Genomic DNA, 16322 nt, shown 5'->3' on the forward strand with positions numbered 1-16322 from the left:
AACTTGCCTGCTTTTGTCTGAACAAATGCCAGTAAGTCACTTATCCCGTCATCTTCCATACTGATCTGAATTTTTTATTTACCTATTGCATTAAATTTACACATTTCAGTACAGATTCCACAGCCTACGCATAGAGTTTTGTCTATTTGAGCCTTTCCATTTTTAATGGAAATTGCAGGGCAACCGATTTTAAGGCACATTTTACATGACTTACATTTATCTCTGTCCACACTAAGAGCCGGCTTGTGTTTTACATATTTAAGCAATGCGCACGGACGTCTTGAAATAATAACAGACGGTTCTTCCGCAGCAAGCTCTTCCAGTACTGTTTTTTCCGTTTCTTTCATATTGTAAGGATCTGTAACTCTTACTCTGTTTATACCCACAGCCTTGCAAAGTGCTTCAAGAGAAACCTTTGACGCCGGATCACCCTTTAAATTATAACCTGTTGTTGGATTCTGCTGATGTCCTGTCATACCGGTAATTGAATTATCAAGGATAATTACAGTTGAATTAGTTGCATTATATGCAATATTTATAAGACCTGTAATACCGCTGTGAATAAATGTTGAATCTCCGATAACCGCAACCGTTCTTTTTTCTCCCTCACTGCCATTTATTTTATTCATACCATGAAGAGCAGAAACGGAAGCACCCATACAAATTGTAGAATCCATTGAATTAAGCGGTGCAGCAGCTCCGAGAGTATAGCATCCGATATCTCCTGAAACTGTAATTTTATTTTTTGCCAGAGTGTAAAACAGTCCTCTGTGCGGACATCCGGCACACATAACCGGTGGTCTTACAGGAACATTCTCAGGAAACTCTGTGAATTCAGTTTTTTTGCCAAGAATTTTTTCAGCAATTATCGACTGTGAAAGCTCTCCTATAAATCCAAAAAGCTCTTTACCGATTACATTAACGCCAATCTTTTTACAGTGTGTTTCAATAACATCATCCAGTTCTTCTATTACATAAACTTTTTTAAATTTTGCAGCAAAATCTTTTATAATACGCTCCGGAAGAGGGTTTACAATTCCAAGCTTAAGATAAGAAACACTGTCTCCCAAAGCCTCTCTTGCATATTGATAAGCAATACCGCTTGTAATAACTCCAATTTCAGAATCGTTTATTTCAATCCTGTTAAGGTCAGATTTTTCAGTAAATTCAACAAGCTTTTTTGTTCTTTCTTCCACAAAAACATGTCTTCCTTTAGCAAATGCGGGCATCATAACATATTTCTGAGGATTTTTAACATAAGGCTTTACCGGAATATCAACTCTTTCAGCCAGATTCACAATACTCTGAGAATGTGAAACTCTTGTAGAAAGTCTTACAATAACCGGAGTATCAAACTGTTCGGAAAGTTCAAAGGCAGTTTTGGTAAAATCCTTGCATTCAGCCGAATCAGACGGTTCAAGCATCAGAACCTTTGAGGCAATTGCATGATGACGGCTGTCCTGCTCATTCTGAGACGAATGCATTCCCGGATCGTCTGCCACAGCAATAACCATACCTCCTGTAACACCAGTATAAGAAGCTGTATACAAAGGATCAGCAGCAACATTCAATCCAACATGCTTCATTCCGCAAAAACTTCTGGCACCTGCTATAGATGCACCCAATGCCGTTTCCATTGCAACCTTTTCATTAGGAGCCCATTCCGCATACATATCATCATATTTAGCACCATATTCGGTAATTTCCGTTGAAGGAGTTCCGGGATAGCTTGATATCAGACGACATCCTCCCTCATAAAGACCTCTTGCAAATGCCTCATTGCCAAGCATTAATTTGTTCATTCATCCAAATCCTTTCATCTGTAATTTTTATTTATCCAATGAGCAACTGAATCAGAATCATTTGTACCAATAACTTCATCAGCAGCTGCTTTAATTTCATCATGTGCATTTCCGACAGCAATTTTCCTGTCACTTGCCATGAACATCGGAATATCATTTAAATTATCTCCAAAACACGTAATCACATCATATCCACAGTATTCACGAAGAAATTTTATACCCTCAGATTTAGAAGCTTTCTTATCAAAAACCTCAAGAAACCATAATCCTTTATTATAAACGTCTCTGTAAAAGGCTATATTTATTTCCGGTAACTTTTCAAGCTCATTCTTTATTCCGGAAAGCTTTTCATATTCTCCCAGTATAGTAAAATAAACAATACTGCCGTCTGCTTTTTCAGTAAGGTCTTCACATTTAACAAACGGTTTATCATATTTATCTTGTCTTATAACAAAGAATTCATACATTTGTTTGTTTTCAAATCCGGAATACAAAGCATACAAGCTGTTATTTTCAATTTTATACATAAATGGCATTGCATTATGTCTTTTGAATATTTCAATTACTGCTGCAGCTGTTTTACAGTCTATAAATTCATTCTTTATGTATTTTTTGCCCGGTATATCATAAATACTGACTCCGTTCATAAGAATACAAGGTACATTTATATTTATTTTTTCAGTTATTTTAACTGCCGAAGAAGCAGTTCTGGCAGTTGCAAATGTAAATTCCACACCATCTGCAATGCACTTATTCAATATTTGTGCAGTATCATCAGATACCTGTCCGCTGCTGTCAAGAAGCGTACCATCAAGATCAGATATAAATAATTGTTTCATCAGCTGTTTCTCAGGTCAATTATTCTTTTTGCCTTACCCTGAAATCTTTCAAGGGACTTATGCTCTACAATAGATACCTTTGTATCAATTCCCAGAACAGTTTTAAGATTATGATGAATAGACTGTCTTAATGTTTCCAGTCCGGAATAATTTTCAAGAAGAGATCCGTCTGCAAGCTCAACCTTAACTTCAAGACGATCAGAAAAATTTTCTCTTGTAACAACAAGCTGATAATGAGGTGCTATCTGGTCAAAGCTCATCAGCACACTCTCAATCTGTGACGGAAAAACATTAACTCCTCTGATTTTCAGCATATCATCTGTTCTTCCCTTAATTTTATCCATTCTTGCAAAGGTTCTTCCGCATTCACACGGTTCATAATTTATTTTTGTAATATCCTTTGTACGATAACGCAGCATTGGTATTCCTTCCTTGGTAAGGGTTGTTACAACAAGTTCTCCCTGAGAGCCTTTAGGAAGTACCTGAAGCGTTGTCGGATCAATTATCTCTGCAAGAAAATGATCTTCGTTTATATGCATTCCGCATCTCATCCGGCATTCCCCTGATACACCAGGTCCCATAAGTTCACTCATTCCGTAATTGTCAGTAGCAAAAAGTCCCAGTGTTTTCTCGATCTGACCTCTCATCTCCTCTGTACAGCCTTCAGAGCCAAATAGTCCGAGTTTTAAATTCAGGTTATCAATAACTCCCATATCCTTTGCAGTTTCACCAATAAACTGTGCATAAGACGGTGTTGCAACAAGAGCTGTTGTCTGAAAATCCTGCATGAGCATAATCTGCTTTTCAGTATTTCCGCTGGATGTTGGTACAACAGTTGCACCTATCTTTTCCAATCCATAATGAAGTCCCAATGCTCCCGTAAACAAACCGTACCCAAAAGCTATCTGGACGATATCTTCATCAGTAGCACCGGCAGCCACACAAAGCCTTGCCATACAGTCGCTCCAGTTTTCCAGATCATTTTTAGTATAACCTACTACAGTAGGCTTTCCGGTAGTACCGCTTGAAGCATGGATTCTTACAATTTTCTTTAGGGGCTGTCCGAACAGGCCAAAAGGATAATTATCACGTATATCATCTTTTGTCGTATATGGTATGTACTGAATATCATCAAGACATTTGATTTTTTCCGGAGTTACTCCTGCACTTTCAAGTCTCCTGCAATAAAAAGGTATATTTTTTATACAATAATCCACAAGCCATTTAAGTCTTTCCAGCTGAATTTCCTCAATCTGCCTTCTCGACATTGTTTCTGCATCTTTTTGAAAAAACATTTTTTTCATCCTTTCCTGATAAACAGATGAAATATCATCCATTAAGAACTAATTATATCATTTTTTTTGACAAAAGTATATAGTTTTCTTATTTGTCTACATTTATTTGTGAAATTCCTTGCAATTTAAATACAGGAATTTGTGCAACATCAACAAATAAATTAAAAAGTTTTTAATCATAAAGAACATTGATAAAATTTTATTGATATAGTATAATATATATAGATTAATTTTTACTGAAAGGTTAGAATCATGAAATATATAAAAACCGATTTGCTTAATAAAATCATAACTGAAAATCCTGAAAAACTTGTAATGGATTCTGAAAGCAATTATTACAATCAGCTGGATAATTTATGTAATAATATTTCTCAGAAACGTGATACTCATCCGGTAATACTGATTTCCGGTCCGTCCGGTTCAGGAAAAACTTCCACTGCCAATGAGGTGTCCAGAATTCTGGCAAAGAATTATGAATGTGATTCCAAAGTAATTTCACTGGACAATTATTTCCGTTCAAACAATTCTCCTGACATGCCAAGAGATAAAAATGGAAATATTGATCTTGAATCTCCGTTCTGTACAGATTTAAAGCTTCTTCAGGAACATATAATGCTTCTGAAAAAGTGCGAAGAATTTATGATGCCGATATTTGATTTCAAAACCCAGACACGAAGCGGATATGTTCCTTTTAAACGTGAAGCCGATTCAATTGTAATCATGGAAGGTATCCATGCGCTGAATCCTATGGTAACCGGAGAAAACAATTTTGCCACATGCGTTTATATAAGTGTGCGTACGAGGCTGAAATCTTGTGAAAACAAAATTCTTCATCCCCGCCTGATACGTCTCATGAGACGGCTTTGCAGGGACAGTCTTTTCAGAGGAAGAGATCTTCAGTCAATTTTCAGTTATTTTGAAAGTGTTTCGGAAGGAGAAGAAAAATATATTCTTCCGTTCAAACATCGTGCTGATTTCCAGATTGATACATTTATGTCATACGAAGTTCCGGTATACAAAAGCTTTCTTTACAGCAAGCTTATTGAAGCAGAGCAAATTTTAAGCAGTAACAGCTATTATAATAATATTGTGGATTTCTTTAATCTATTACTTCCGGTAAGCGAAAAAAATGTTCCTGAAAGCTCCCTTATCCGGGAATTTATTGGTTAAAAATCCGTATATCTCTTTAAAAAATTCAATAAAAGAAAAGAGGAAGCTTCCTAAAAAGCTTCCTCTTAATATTTATACTAATCCCTTATCGTTCTGTTGAGTTGCCAGATAGTATTTTGTCAGTCAAGGCGCCCAACCGCAGGCAGGCTGTCGCCTGGCAAGGACGGGCAACGCAGAGTGACGAAATGATAGCGGTAAATTCTTCAACAGGTTGATATGGGATTAGTATTACTATTATCAGTTTAAATACATCTGTCTGCGCATTGCAACTAAATCAATTACGTTCAGAATGCCGTCTTCATTCATATCTCCGTTTGTCTGACCCTGTGCGTCAATTTTAGCAGATGAATCCTTTACAAGGTATCTTCCCAGTTTGACAATATCTGAAATATTAAACTTACCGTCCAGATTTACATCTCCCTTGACCTTTGAGATATCATCAGGAGTTTTTCCGTCAGGTTCAGTACCCCAGATAAGCTTATCTCCGTCATACATTGTCATGTACTGAGTCTCAATCATTGCATCTTCGCCGCCCTGAACAAGATCTTGATAAGAATAGTCGTTTGTAGGATCCCATACATTCTGAATAGTATCTGCAATACCTATTCTGAACTGCAGTTCAGAACGATGTTCAGACTGACCAGTAGGCATTACTACTCTTCCGTCACCAAAAGTAATCTTTACATAATATATATTGCCGTCATAATGAATCGGATCTGAAACAGTTGCAACACCTTCATCACCCGAATGCTGATCCGTACCTTTCTGTACCTTTACATCGTCTATAGAATAACCTGCATCAACCAGCTCTGAAATATCAAAATAATAATTGTATGACAGATCCTGGATTACTCTTGCAGGCCATGCCGAATGATTCATAGCATATGCCTTAATTTCAGTAAAGCTTCCAGAAGCCTGATTTATTGATGCTTTCATAAGGAATTCAGGTCGTGTAGGAGTCTCAACAGGAGGAAAATCTTCAAGCGGTTCGCCGCCATAATCATCAATCATAGCACAAAGTGCAGCTGTAAAGCCAGCATTATAGTCAATTGCGACCTCTGTATTCTGATATGATGAATTCGTATCAGTGAATGTTCCGTCCTGATTAGGACCACCCTCTAATGCACCATATAATGTATGTGCATATTCTGTTTCCCATTTATCGCTTGGAGTATCTGAACCAAGTTCATTCCAGTGATCATCATAAATACCGCTTGAAGTTCTGTGGTGAACATTTACAGGATTTTTATCTCCCATTCCAAGAACATAACTTAGTCCCAGATCATTGTCACCAAAAGCATAGTCCATCTGTGACTTTGCCCATGTATTATATTTGTCAACAAAATCTGCATCGTCCGCAAAAATTGTATCAGAAGCCACCATAGCAACAAATGCCGTGGTAGTTGCATGTCTTAATGAACCCCAGTTAAACAGCCATGCAAGTCCATCAGGAGTATATTGAACCTGTTTTCCGCCGTAACCTGTTGTCCAGTATTCAAGGTGATGTTTTACATGTTCCTTCCACTCAGACTTACCAGTGTTCATAGCATAAAGAAGTGCGGCTGCCTGTGAAGTATCATCCCAGCATACACCCCAGGTATATTTACGCTCTGTAGACTGATTTTCAGTTGGGAAGTATGGGATATAGTCACTTTCGCAAAGATCAAGATATTTCTGTTCACCCGTTGCCATATACATCCAGTTTGCAGCATAAAACAGTTCATCAATATAATCAGCAACACTGCCGGACTGCTTTGTATTATAATATTTTTGCTGAACGCCCTGATCATCATTGCTTCTTGTTGTATCAGCAAGTTCGAAAAGGCTCTTTGCATGTTCAAGGTAACTTTCTGCCAGTTCAGGATTTTCATCCTTGAATACAATATAACCGGCTGCCATTGCTGAAGCCATTTCAGCAACAGTTGTAGTACATGTAATTTCGTCATAAGGACGAGGATCTGTACCGCCTTTCAGAACATACTTCCTCATATAAACCTCAGCAGAACCCCACCATACATGGTCAAAAGCGTCATCACCGATGGTTCCGATAACCTTGTCTCCCAGATCACAGCCTGCAACAAAATCAAGTCCCCACTGGAGATTTTTCAGATACAAATCATAAAGACCCGCATTTTTTACTGCATCCTTGTACTGTATAAGTCCCCATGCAAGAATAGTTGCTGAATAAGCATTTGTAAGAGAAAATTTAAGATGATCACCCGCATCAAACCAACCGCCAGGTACAACATCATTTACCATAGAATCGTCACGCCATGAGACTTCATTCCATTCAGGAAGTTCACCTGCCTGCTGAACCTCATAGAAAAACATTGATTTCTGCAATGCCTCTGCATAATTATAGCTGCTTTCCTCTGCCGATACTGATGTTAAAGTATTACTCAATGCAGGCACCGATGACGCAAAGGTAGAAAATGAAATAACAGCTGAAATAGCTGCAGCAAGTATTTTTTTCATTACAATCTCCATTCTGCCGCAATATAACGCACTCAATAAATCACTTACGGCTATATGATTATATTGATTTTACATATTGAAGAATGTCAATGAAATTATCATTGACATTCTTCATTAAAATATTTTAATTTGTAGGTTTCCCCAGTTCACTTTCTGTAAATACACCTAAAATAACACTTGTAATCATACTGCTGTCTGTCAAATCAATCTGACCGTCAACATTACAGTCGGCATTTGCTTTTTCAACTGCATTGATATCATATTCAATATTGCTCAGGATATATTTATTAAGTATAACAACATCAGTAGATGTAATCTGATTATCACTGTTTATATCGCCATATTTTGTCGGCAAAACAGGATTTTCTTCTGATGTATCCTCAGTAGCCTCACTGGTAATTTCAGTTTCCGGCGGTGTAGTTGTTTCTGAAACTGTAGTTTCTGAAACAGTAGTTTCTGAAGTAGTTGTTTCTGAAACCACTGTAGTAATTACTTCAGTAGTTGTTGTTTCAACCGGCTGTGTTGTAACTGCTGTAGTTTCCTGCTGCTGAGTATTATACCATTTTCCGAACACATAAGATTCATCAATTTCATCTGCATTTTTTATAATGGTATCAAGCTCTGATGCGTCACCACCGTAAAGATTAACAAGCCCTGCACATGCAAGTGCAAAACAAGCATTATAGTCAAGGGCAGGTTCTGTAGACTCATATGATTCCCAGTAATCTGTATATGTACAGTTACTGTCTGTTGGTCCGCCGACCAAAGAACCATAAAGTACATGTGTCATACCTGTTTTATTCGGATTTGCAGCTCTGTGGTGAATCTGCTGCGGCCATGTATTGCCATATCCTATAAGGAAGCTTGTTGATTTCTGATTGTTTCCAAGCAGATAATCTGTCTGATACTTTGCACCCAATGCATAAGTTGATGTAGCATCACCCTTTGCGAGTCCGAGAGCTACCATCTGTAATGCACAGTTATAACGTGAAGCACCCCAACCCGAAGCGTTATAGCTGTTTGTAGGAACACCACCCTTATTATTCAGTTCAAACTGCATTTCACTTGCAAATGCCTGATCACCTGTTACATAATACATGAGAGTTGCATAGCCAGACCATACTTTGTCCCAACAATAAAGATGATAATCATAGTACTGACCGTTATAGCAACCGTTAGCTGTAGGTTTATATGTCGGAAGTGAAGCCTCACCATTTATATAAAGCCATAACTGAGCCAAAGCCAAGTCATCAATATATGTATCAGTTGTTGTATACATATTGTCATTAGTATCCTTCATACCTGTATGATTTGAAGCAAAATCATATAATGCTTTTGCATATTTCAGACACTTTGCAGAATACTCCGGATCCACATTTTTTAATGCATATGCTGATCCAGCCAAAGCAGAAGCCATTGTAGCAGTTGTTACAGAATTGTTATCGGAAGCTGTAAGCCAGTATGTAGGGCGATCATAAGTCTGCTTTTCCGGTTCTTCCCATGTAACATTATGATCTGTCTGATTAGAAACAGTTGCACATACGGCATATACATTTCCCGAATTATCAAGGAATGTGGTTTTCATTAAATAGTCGCATGTTTCCTTGAGAATATCAAAAAGATGATCCTTACAATTTGCCTTTTCATAAGCTCCCGGATTCATATAATATGACATTGCAAGCGATGATGCTGCAAAGCCCATTGTCAGATTAAATTTAACATGATCTCCGGCATCATGATAACCGCCGCTTACATCAACAGTATTGCTTCCGCCGTTAGCCGCCTTAATAAGTGCTTTTTCACTGCTTCCAAGTCCGTTTGCACTGTCCAGCGATGCCTCAGCGTCATAAGTATGACAGTTTCCTCTCCATGTCAGGCAGTTATCATCTACCTCTGTGCCGCACTGGTTTGCATCAAAGAAATAAAGTGACATTGCCAATGCTTCTGCATAATTTTCACCGTCTGCCGCAGTAACTGTTGAATAATTTACAGTATTTACAGCAGTGCAGGACAGCAAAGTTGCTGCACTTACTGATGCTGCAAGAATTCTTTTCCAGCGTGAAATTTTCTTCATTTATTTATACCTCCTGATTATAAAATAAAACTAATTTATCATATTTAATATTTTATCACATTGCAACGATTAACTTCAATAATTTTTTTAGAATTTTATAAATTTTCCACAAAATGCACAAAAAGGAGTATTAAAATTAGTACATATTATTCAGTTGTTTCTTTCCGGCAGAATTTAATTTGCCGTTTGACAGCCAGAATAAATAGTGCTAAAATGTAAAAAATCATTCTTTTATAACGGAGCTGATTTTAATGACATTACAACAGTTAAAATATGTTATAACAATTGTACAATGCGGTTCAATAACAATGGCTGCACAAAAGCTTTTTATAACCCAGCCCAGTCTTTCAAAAGCAGTATCGGATCTTGAAAAGGAAATGGGCATAACAATATTCTGCCGCAGCAACAGAGGAGTTGTTTTATCTGATGACGGTGCAAAATTTCTCTCCTATGCAAAGCAAGTCGTTGAACAGGCAGAACTCCTTGAACATACGTATAAGCATTCTGCACCGGTAAAAAGAGTTTTCGCCGTATCTTCACAGCACTATGCATTTGCAGTTAACGCTTTTGTAGCACTTGTAAAGGAATACAACGAAGACAAATATGAATTTTCATTTCGTGAGCTTCGCACCAATGATATTATTGAAGATGTGCGTACTATGCGCAGCGAGCTCGGAATAATTTTTTTAAGCAATTTCAACCGTGAAGTAATTCAGAGGATTCTGCATAATAATGACCTGGAGTTTATAGAGCAGTTTACTGCCAGACCTCATGTATTTGTAAGCAGAAGCAATCCATTGGCAGGAAAATCATCTGTAACACGCAGTGATCTTCTGAAATTCCCACGTTTGTCCTATGATCAGGGAATAAACAATTCATTTTATTTTTCAGAAGAACTTCACAGCACTGATGAAAGTCCAAAAAGCATAGTGGTTTCAGATCGTGCAACGCTGTTCAATCTGCTTATAGGGCTCAATGGATACACCATTTCCTCCGGTATTTTAAGCAGTGATTTAAACGGTACAGACATCGTTTCCATTCCTCTGGAAAGCAATGAAATAATGGAAATCGGATATATCAAAACCGATCAGCGTCCATTAAGCAGTATAGCCCGTCGTTATCTGGAGCATCTGAGAAGGTATATTGAAAACTATCCTAAAGATTAAAAATATTTTACAGAACGCAGAAAAAATTTTTTATTAAATGTACTGTTTTGGAAGAGGGGACGCTTTGCAAGTGAAAGCGTCCCCAGATTTACTTGAAAAAATTTTTTTCTGCAAAGATATTTATATATCAATCCATTTTTTTCAGAAGTTTTTCAACGTCAGAATTATGTCCTAATACTACTATATGATCATTGTCATTAAAAATATACTCAGCAGACGGAAGTCCCTTAATAACATCATTATTTTTAATTGCCAGTATATTTATATGATATTTTTTTCTTGCGTCAACCTTAAGTATGCTTTTGCCGATCCAGCTGTCAAGCACAGGTATTTCATAAATAGCAGTATCCTTGGAAAGCTCAATAAAGTCAAAAATATTATCAGCGCTATATCTGACTGCAAGCTTATAAGCACTGTCACGTTCCGGAAATGTAACCTCATCTGCCCCGTTTCTCAGCAGAAATTTTGCATGAATTTCAGTATTTGCCTTGCTTATTACTTTTTTGGCTCCCATTTCATGAAGAAGATTTGTTATCTCAAGGCTGCTTTGAAAACATTGTCCTATGCACACAAAGCACACATCAAAATTATTTACGCCAAGATTTTTCAGCATTTCAGTTTTTGTACAGTCCCCTATCTGGGCACTTGTGGCATAAGGCATTGCCTCCTGAACTTTTGCCTCGTCAATATCCACTGCCATTACATCGTCACCCAGCTCGTAAAATTTACGAATAAGATGCATTCCAAATCTTCCAAGACCTATAATTAAAACTGATTTCATTTTATTCTCCGTTCCGCCGTCCCTGAACACCAGACGGCATATATATGATTAAATTCTATCCGATATTTATTTTTTCTACAGGATTCAAAAATGCAGAAGAAGATTTCTGCTCTGTAAACAGCAAAGCAAACGAAAGACTTCCAACCCTTCCGCAGAACATCATAAAAACAATTACCAGCTGTGAAAACACATTAAGTTCTCTTGTAATGCCTGTAGAAAGTCCGACAGTATTAATGGCTGAAAAAACTTCCAGAAGCACATCTGTAAGATCCAGATTTTTCTGACAGATGCATATTGCCAGTCCGCAGGTCAGAATCAGTGTCAGATTAATTACAACTACCGATGTTGCCCGTTTTAAGACATCCTGCTCCAGTCTCCTTTTCATTATGTTGATATTCGGACGGTTTCTGAGGCTTGACCATGCTGAAAGAAGCAGTACAATAATTGTTGTTGTCTTTGCACCGCCGGCTGTCGAACCGGAGTTTCCTCCGATAAACATATATATCATTGTAAGGAATTTACTTCCCGGAGTCATCCGGGCAAGATCCACGGTATTAAATCCGGCTGTTCTGGGAGTTACTGACATAAAAAAGGATGCATTAATTTTTTGAAGCAGGCTCAAGCCTTCAAGCTCATTATGATATTCCAGTGCAAAAAATATGGCAGCTCCGCCGAAAACCAGTACAAACGTCGATATCAGCACAAGCTTTGTATGAAGTTTGAATTTACTGAATCGGAATTTATTGGCTGTCAGATCGTCCCACACAAAAAAACCGATACCGCCTATAAGAATAAGCAGTATAACCGTTATATTTACCAGATAATCATCACGGAACATAGTAAGAGATGAATATTCACTGTATCTGCCCATAAGGTCAAAACCTGCATTGCAAAATGCTGAAACAGATGTGAAAATACTGTTATATATTCCAATGCCTATTCCCATTTTAGGTATGAATCTGAGTGAAAGGAGAAAAGCACCAGTAAGCTCTATGAAAAATGTACCGAGAATAATTTTTTTAGTAAGTCTTACAATTCCTCCTATATACATCGTATTAACGCTTTCCTGAAGAAGGCTTCTTTCCTTTAAACCAATCTTACGGTTGAAAATCACTGAAAATCCTGTAAGAATCGTCAGAAAACCAAGACCGCCAATCTGAATCATGCAAAGAATAACTATCTGACCGAACAGCGTCCAGTTCTGATATGTGTCCACAGTTACCAGTCCTGTAACACACGAAGCCGAAGTTGCTGTAAACAAAGCATCTGTAAATCCAGCTGAACCAGTATTGCGGCTGGACACCGGAAGCATCAGCAGAATTGTTCCAGCGGCAATCAGAATAGAAAACCCAATAGCTACTATTTTCGGATATGTAAGATTCTTTTTTAAATTAAGTTTCATAAATAAAACTCCATTCCGGACATGTTGACAAAACCGCCCTTACGCAATCATCATATTGCTAAACTCCTAATATTATACATTATTTTATCAAAGGTGTCAATTTGTTTTACGCCCTGTGAGAAAAGTTTGAATATATTTTTTTATAAAAATTATAGTTTTTTGCCTGAATTTGTGATATAATCAATATAAGCTTATGTCTTTAAAAGAACAGAAAGGATCTGATAAATTTGCTTATTGACTGTCACACACATTCACGGAATTCATTTGACGCTGACAATGATACTGTCAGGGAACGCTGTGAACGAGCCATTGAACTCGGCCTGGACGCAATGGCGGTTACCGATCACTGCGAAGTAAACAGGTATTATGAAAAAGAACACTATCATATAACTGAAGAAAAAAAATATAATGACTATGGCTTTAAAAACGCCTTCGAGTCGTCAATGAATGAAATTGAACAGGCAAAGGAAGAATATTCAGGCAGACTTAATCTCATCTGCGGAACAGAACTGGGACAGGCAACATCAGATACAGCAGTTTCAGATATGATCCTTTCCGATAAAAGACTTGATTATGTAATTGCGTCAATGCATGAACTTCCGGGACATGATGATTTTGCTTTTCTTGATTATTCAAAGGAAAATGTTCCGAAGCTTATGGAAAAAAATTTCAATGAGATCCTGAAGCTTTGCCAGTGGAATAAATTTGATATTCTGGGACATCTGACATATGCATTAAGATATATTCAGGGAGAACAGAAAATAAATGTGGACATGTCCCCTTACATGGATATTATAGCAGAAATTTTCAGAACAATAATCAAAAACGGCAAAGGAATTGAAATCAATACATCCGGACTCAGACAGGCATACGGAAAAACCTTTCCGTCATATGAATACATAAAGCTTTACAGAGATCTCGGAGGAGAAATTATTACTCTGGGCTCAGACTGTCACCGTACTGCCGATCTTGCAAAAGGTATTTCCGAGGGAATAGAACTTGCAAAAAGTGCCGGATTTGAAAAAATTGCATATTACAAAAAACATGAACCTCATTTTCTTACAATTTAAAGGGAGGAAAAATTATGAACGATTTAGTAAAACTTCTTAAAAGAAACGCCAGATTTTCCAATGAACAGCTTGCCGCTATGCTGGATACAACCCCGGAGGACATTGAAAAACAAATCGACCAGCTTGAAAAAGATGGAATTATAAAAGGATACAGCGCAATTGTTGATGAAAACCGTGCGGACAAAAGCACTGTTATTGCCACTATTGAGCTTAAAGTTACTCCAAAACGTGACTGCGGCTTTGATGAGCTTGCAAAAACAGTCATGATGTATGATGAAGTAGACAGCGTTTCACTTATGTCAGGTTCATACGATTTGTCAGTTACTGTTACCGGAAATGATTACAAAACCATAGCCTTATTTGTTGCGCAGAAACTTTCTACAATTGAGGGAGTTTTATCTACTACTACACACTTTGTCCTGAAAACATATAAGGAAAAAGGTATATTTATTCAGGAAGAAGATATTGATGAAAGGGGTTTTATTGCTCCGTGATGAATTATGATTCTGTGCTTTCTGATAAAATAAAGGATATAAAGCCTTCGGGCATAAGAAAGTTTTTTGATCTTGCAGCATCTGTGGAAGACGTTATAAGTCTGGGCGTAGGTGAACCGGACTTCCAGACCCCATGGGCAATCAGAAAAGCTGCTATAAACACTCTTGAAAAAAAAAGAATTATCTATACTGCCAATTCCGGACTTGCAGATCTTCGCCGTGAAATAGCTGAATACACGCAAAAAAAGATAAATGTAAAGTATGATCCGGAACATGAAATAATTGTAACTGTAGGCGGCTCTGAAGCAATTGATATTTCCATAAGGGCACTTATAAATCCCGGAGATGAGGTCCTGATAGTTGAACCCTGCTTCGTATGCTATGCTCCTATAGTAACTCTGACAGGCGGCATTCCTGTAACAGTTGAAACCCGTCTTGAGGATAACTTCAAGCTTACTGCCAAAGCACTCAGAGAAAAAATAACTGACAAGACAAAGCTTCTTATCCTCCCCTTTCCAAATAATCCTACAGGTGCTGTAATGACAAAGGAAGACCTTGAACCTATAGTAGAAGTTTTAAGGGATACAAATATAATGGTTCTTTCAGATGAAATATATTCCGAGCTTACTTACGGCAGAAAGCATTTTTCCATTACACAGCTTGAGGGAATGCAGGAAAGAACTATTCTGATTAATGGTTTTTCAAAGGCATTTGCAATGACTGGATGGCGTCTTGGATATCTTGCTGCACCTGCACCAATAGTAAAGCAAATTCTTAAAATCCATCAGTACGCTATTATGAGCTCCCCTACAGTCAGCCAGTATGCAGCAATAGAAGCCCTGAGCAGCTGCGAACAGGAAGTTAAAAAAATGGTTGCAGAATATAACGTCCGCCGCAGACTGCTCGTTGACAGCTTTAATAAAATGGGACTTGAATGCTTTAATCCGGAAGGGGCTTTCTATGTTTTCCCTTGCATCAAAAGTACCGGACTTAAAAGTGAGGAATTCTGCGAAGAACTCCTGAAAGAACAGAAAGTGGCTGTAGTTCCGGGCAATGCTTTCGGTCAGAGCGGAGAAGGCTTCATACGGGTATCTTATGCATACTCACTTAAACATCTCATGGAAGCTCTCAAAAGAATTGAAAATTTTATCAGGGACAAAAATAAAAAATCATGAACAGTATTAAAGTAAAAGCATCAGCTAAAATTAATCTTACTCTTGATGTAACCGGAAAAACTGACAACGGATATCATCTTATAGAAAGCATTTTTCAAAGTATCGGCATTTACGATTATTTAACTATTTCCAAAACGGAATACGGAATAATTTTAAGCTGTGATACCCCTGGTATTCCATGTGATTCCAGCAATATCGCATACAAGGCTGCAAAACTTTTCCTTGACGAAACCGGAATAGATTCCGGAGTTAAGATAGATATTGAAAAGCATATACCATCTCAGGCAGGTCTTGGAGGAGGAAGCTCTGACGGTGCAGGCGTATTGTTTTCAATGAATCGCCTTTTCGGTACTGGAATGTCTGTTTCAGACCTTGCTGAAATCGGAAAAAAAGTAAGTGCGGATACAACCTTTTTCCTGTATGGAGGAACTGCTTTTGTTCAGGGAACAGGTGAAATAATAAATTCAATAAGATATATCCCACCTGTCAATATTGTAGTTGCAAAGGGACAATCGGGCATTTCTACCCCTCAGGCATATAAGCTTATTGACAGTCTGGAAAATCCGGCAAAAATAAAAA

General features: G+C 37.7%; 13 protein-coding genes. 6 read left to right on the forward strand and 7 right to left on the reverse strand.

Translation table 11 applies throughout. The features are described from left to right. Nucleotides 1-74: 74 nt before the first annotated feature. The 3 genes from iorA to ACI4WO_RS02240 are packed head-to-tail and all read right to left on the reverse strand — an operon-like array spanning nt 75 to nt 3936. A complete protein-coding gene (iorA, locus tag ACI4WO_RS02230; RefSeq protein ID WP_439805929.1) occupies nt 75-1802 on the reverse strand; it encodes an indolepyruvate ferredoxin oxidoreductase subunit alpha in 1728 nt (575 codons plus the stop codon). A 14-nt stretch (nt 1803-1816) separates the two neighbouring features. Further along, a complete protein-coding gene (locus ACI4WO_RS02235) occupies nt 1817-2641 on the reverse strand; it encodes an HAD family hydrolase (RefSeq protein ID WP_439805930.1) in 825 nt (274 codons plus the stop codon). Further along, nucleotides 2641-3936, reverse strand: coding sequence for a phenylacetate--CoA ligase family protein (locus ACI4WO_RS02240; protein WP_439805931.1), 1296 nt, complete (start codon nt 3934-3936; stop codon nt 2641-2643). The genes ACI4WO_RS02235 and ACI4WO_RS02240 overlap by 1 nt, the downstream gene beginning before the upstream one ends. Before the next feature lie 252 nt (nt 3937-4188). Between ACI4WO_RS02240 and ACI4WO_RS02245 the strand changes: the two genes are divergently transcribed. After that, nucleotides 4189-5106, forward strand: a complete 918-nt coding sequence (locus ACI4WO_RS02245) for a uridine kinase family protein (RefSeq protein WP_439805932.1) — start codon at nt 4189-4191, stop codon at nt 5104-5106. Nucleotides 5107-5343: 237 nt separating this feature from the next. Here the strand turns inward: ACI4WO_RS02245 and ACI4WO_RS02250 are convergent, their stop codons facing one another. Next, nucleotides 5344-7581, reverse strand: a complete 2238-nt coding sequence (locus ACI4WO_RS02250) for a glycoside hydrolase family 9 protein (protein ID WP_439805933.1) — start codon at nt 7579-7581, stop codon at nt 5344-5346. 124 nt (nt 7582-7705) lie between these two features. Continuing rightward, nucleotides 7706-9655: a glycoside hydrolase family 9 protein gene (locus tag ACI4WO_RS02255; protein ID WP_439805934.1), complete on the reverse strand. Its 1950-nt coding sequence runs from the start codon at nt 9653-9655 to the stop codon at nt 7706-7708. Between the two features lie 251 nt (nt 9656-9906). On the opposite strand from ACI4WO_RS02255, the gene ACI4WO_RS02260 reads away from it, so the two are divergent. Next, on the forward strand, nt 9907-10821 hold the full coding sequence (locus ACI4WO_RS02260) for a LysR family transcriptional regulator (protein WP_439805935.1): 915 nt from the start codon (nt 9907-9909) through the stop codon (nt 10819-10821). Between the two features lie 127 nt (nt 10822-10948). Here the strand turns inward: ACI4WO_RS02260 and ACI4WO_RS02265 are convergent, their stop codons facing one another. Both ACI4WO_RS02265 and ACI4WO_RS02270 read right to left on the reverse strand, forming a co-directional pair. Then, a complete protein-coding gene (locus ACI4WO_RS02265) occupies nt 10949-11602 on the reverse strand; it encodes a potassium channel family protein (RefSeq protein WP_439805936.1) in 654 nt (217 codons plus the stop codon). Between the two features lie 55 nt (nt 11603-11657). Beyond that, nucleotides 11658-13004, reverse strand: coding sequence for a TrkH family potassium uptake protein (locus tag ACI4WO_RS02270; RefSeq protein ID WP_439805937.1), 1347 nt, complete (start codon nt 13002-13004; stop codon nt 11658-11660). 227 nt (nt 13005-13231) lie between these two features. On the opposite strand from ACI4WO_RS02270, the gene ACI4WO_RS02275 reads away from it, so the two are divergent. From ACI4WO_RS02275 to ispE, 4 genes are all read left to right on the forward strand, one after another. Then, nucleotides 13232-14074 carry a histidinol-phosphatase HisJ family protein gene (locus ACI4WO_RS02275; RefSeq protein ID WP_439805938.1) on the forward strand — a complete coding sequence of 281 codons (843 nt, stop codon included), beginning with the start codon at nt 13232-13234 and terminating at the stop codon, nt 14072-14074. 14 nt (nt 14075-14088) lie between these two features. Further along, nucleotides 14089-14568 (forward strand): Lrp/AsnC family transcriptional regulator, encoded by a 480-nt coding sequence (locus tag ACI4WO_RS02280; protein ID WP_439805939.1) that lies wholly within the window; start codon nt 14089-14091, stop codon nt 14566-14568. After that, nucleotides 14568-15743 carry an aminotransferase class I/II-fold pyridoxal phosphate-dependent enzyme gene (locus ACI4WO_RS02285; protein WP_439805940.1) on the forward strand — a complete coding sequence of 392 codons (1176 nt, stop codon included), beginning with the start codon at nt 14568-14570 and terminating at the stop codon, nt 15741-15743. Before ACI4WO_RS02280 ends, ACI4WO_RS02285 begins: the two co-directional genes overlap by 1 nt. After that, the coding region (gene ispE, locus ACI4WO_RS02290) for a 4-(cytidine 5'-diphospho)-2-C-methyl-D-erythritol kinase (RefSeq protein ID WP_439805941.1) at nt 15740-16322 on the forward strand (583 nt) is incomplete at its 3' end. The genes ACI4WO_RS02285 and ispE, both read left to right, overlap by 4 nt.

The organism is Porcipelethomonas sp. (genome assembly GCF_051893655.1).
GTDB lineage: Bacteria > Bacillota > Clostridia > Oscillospirales > Ruminococcaceae > Porcipelethomonas.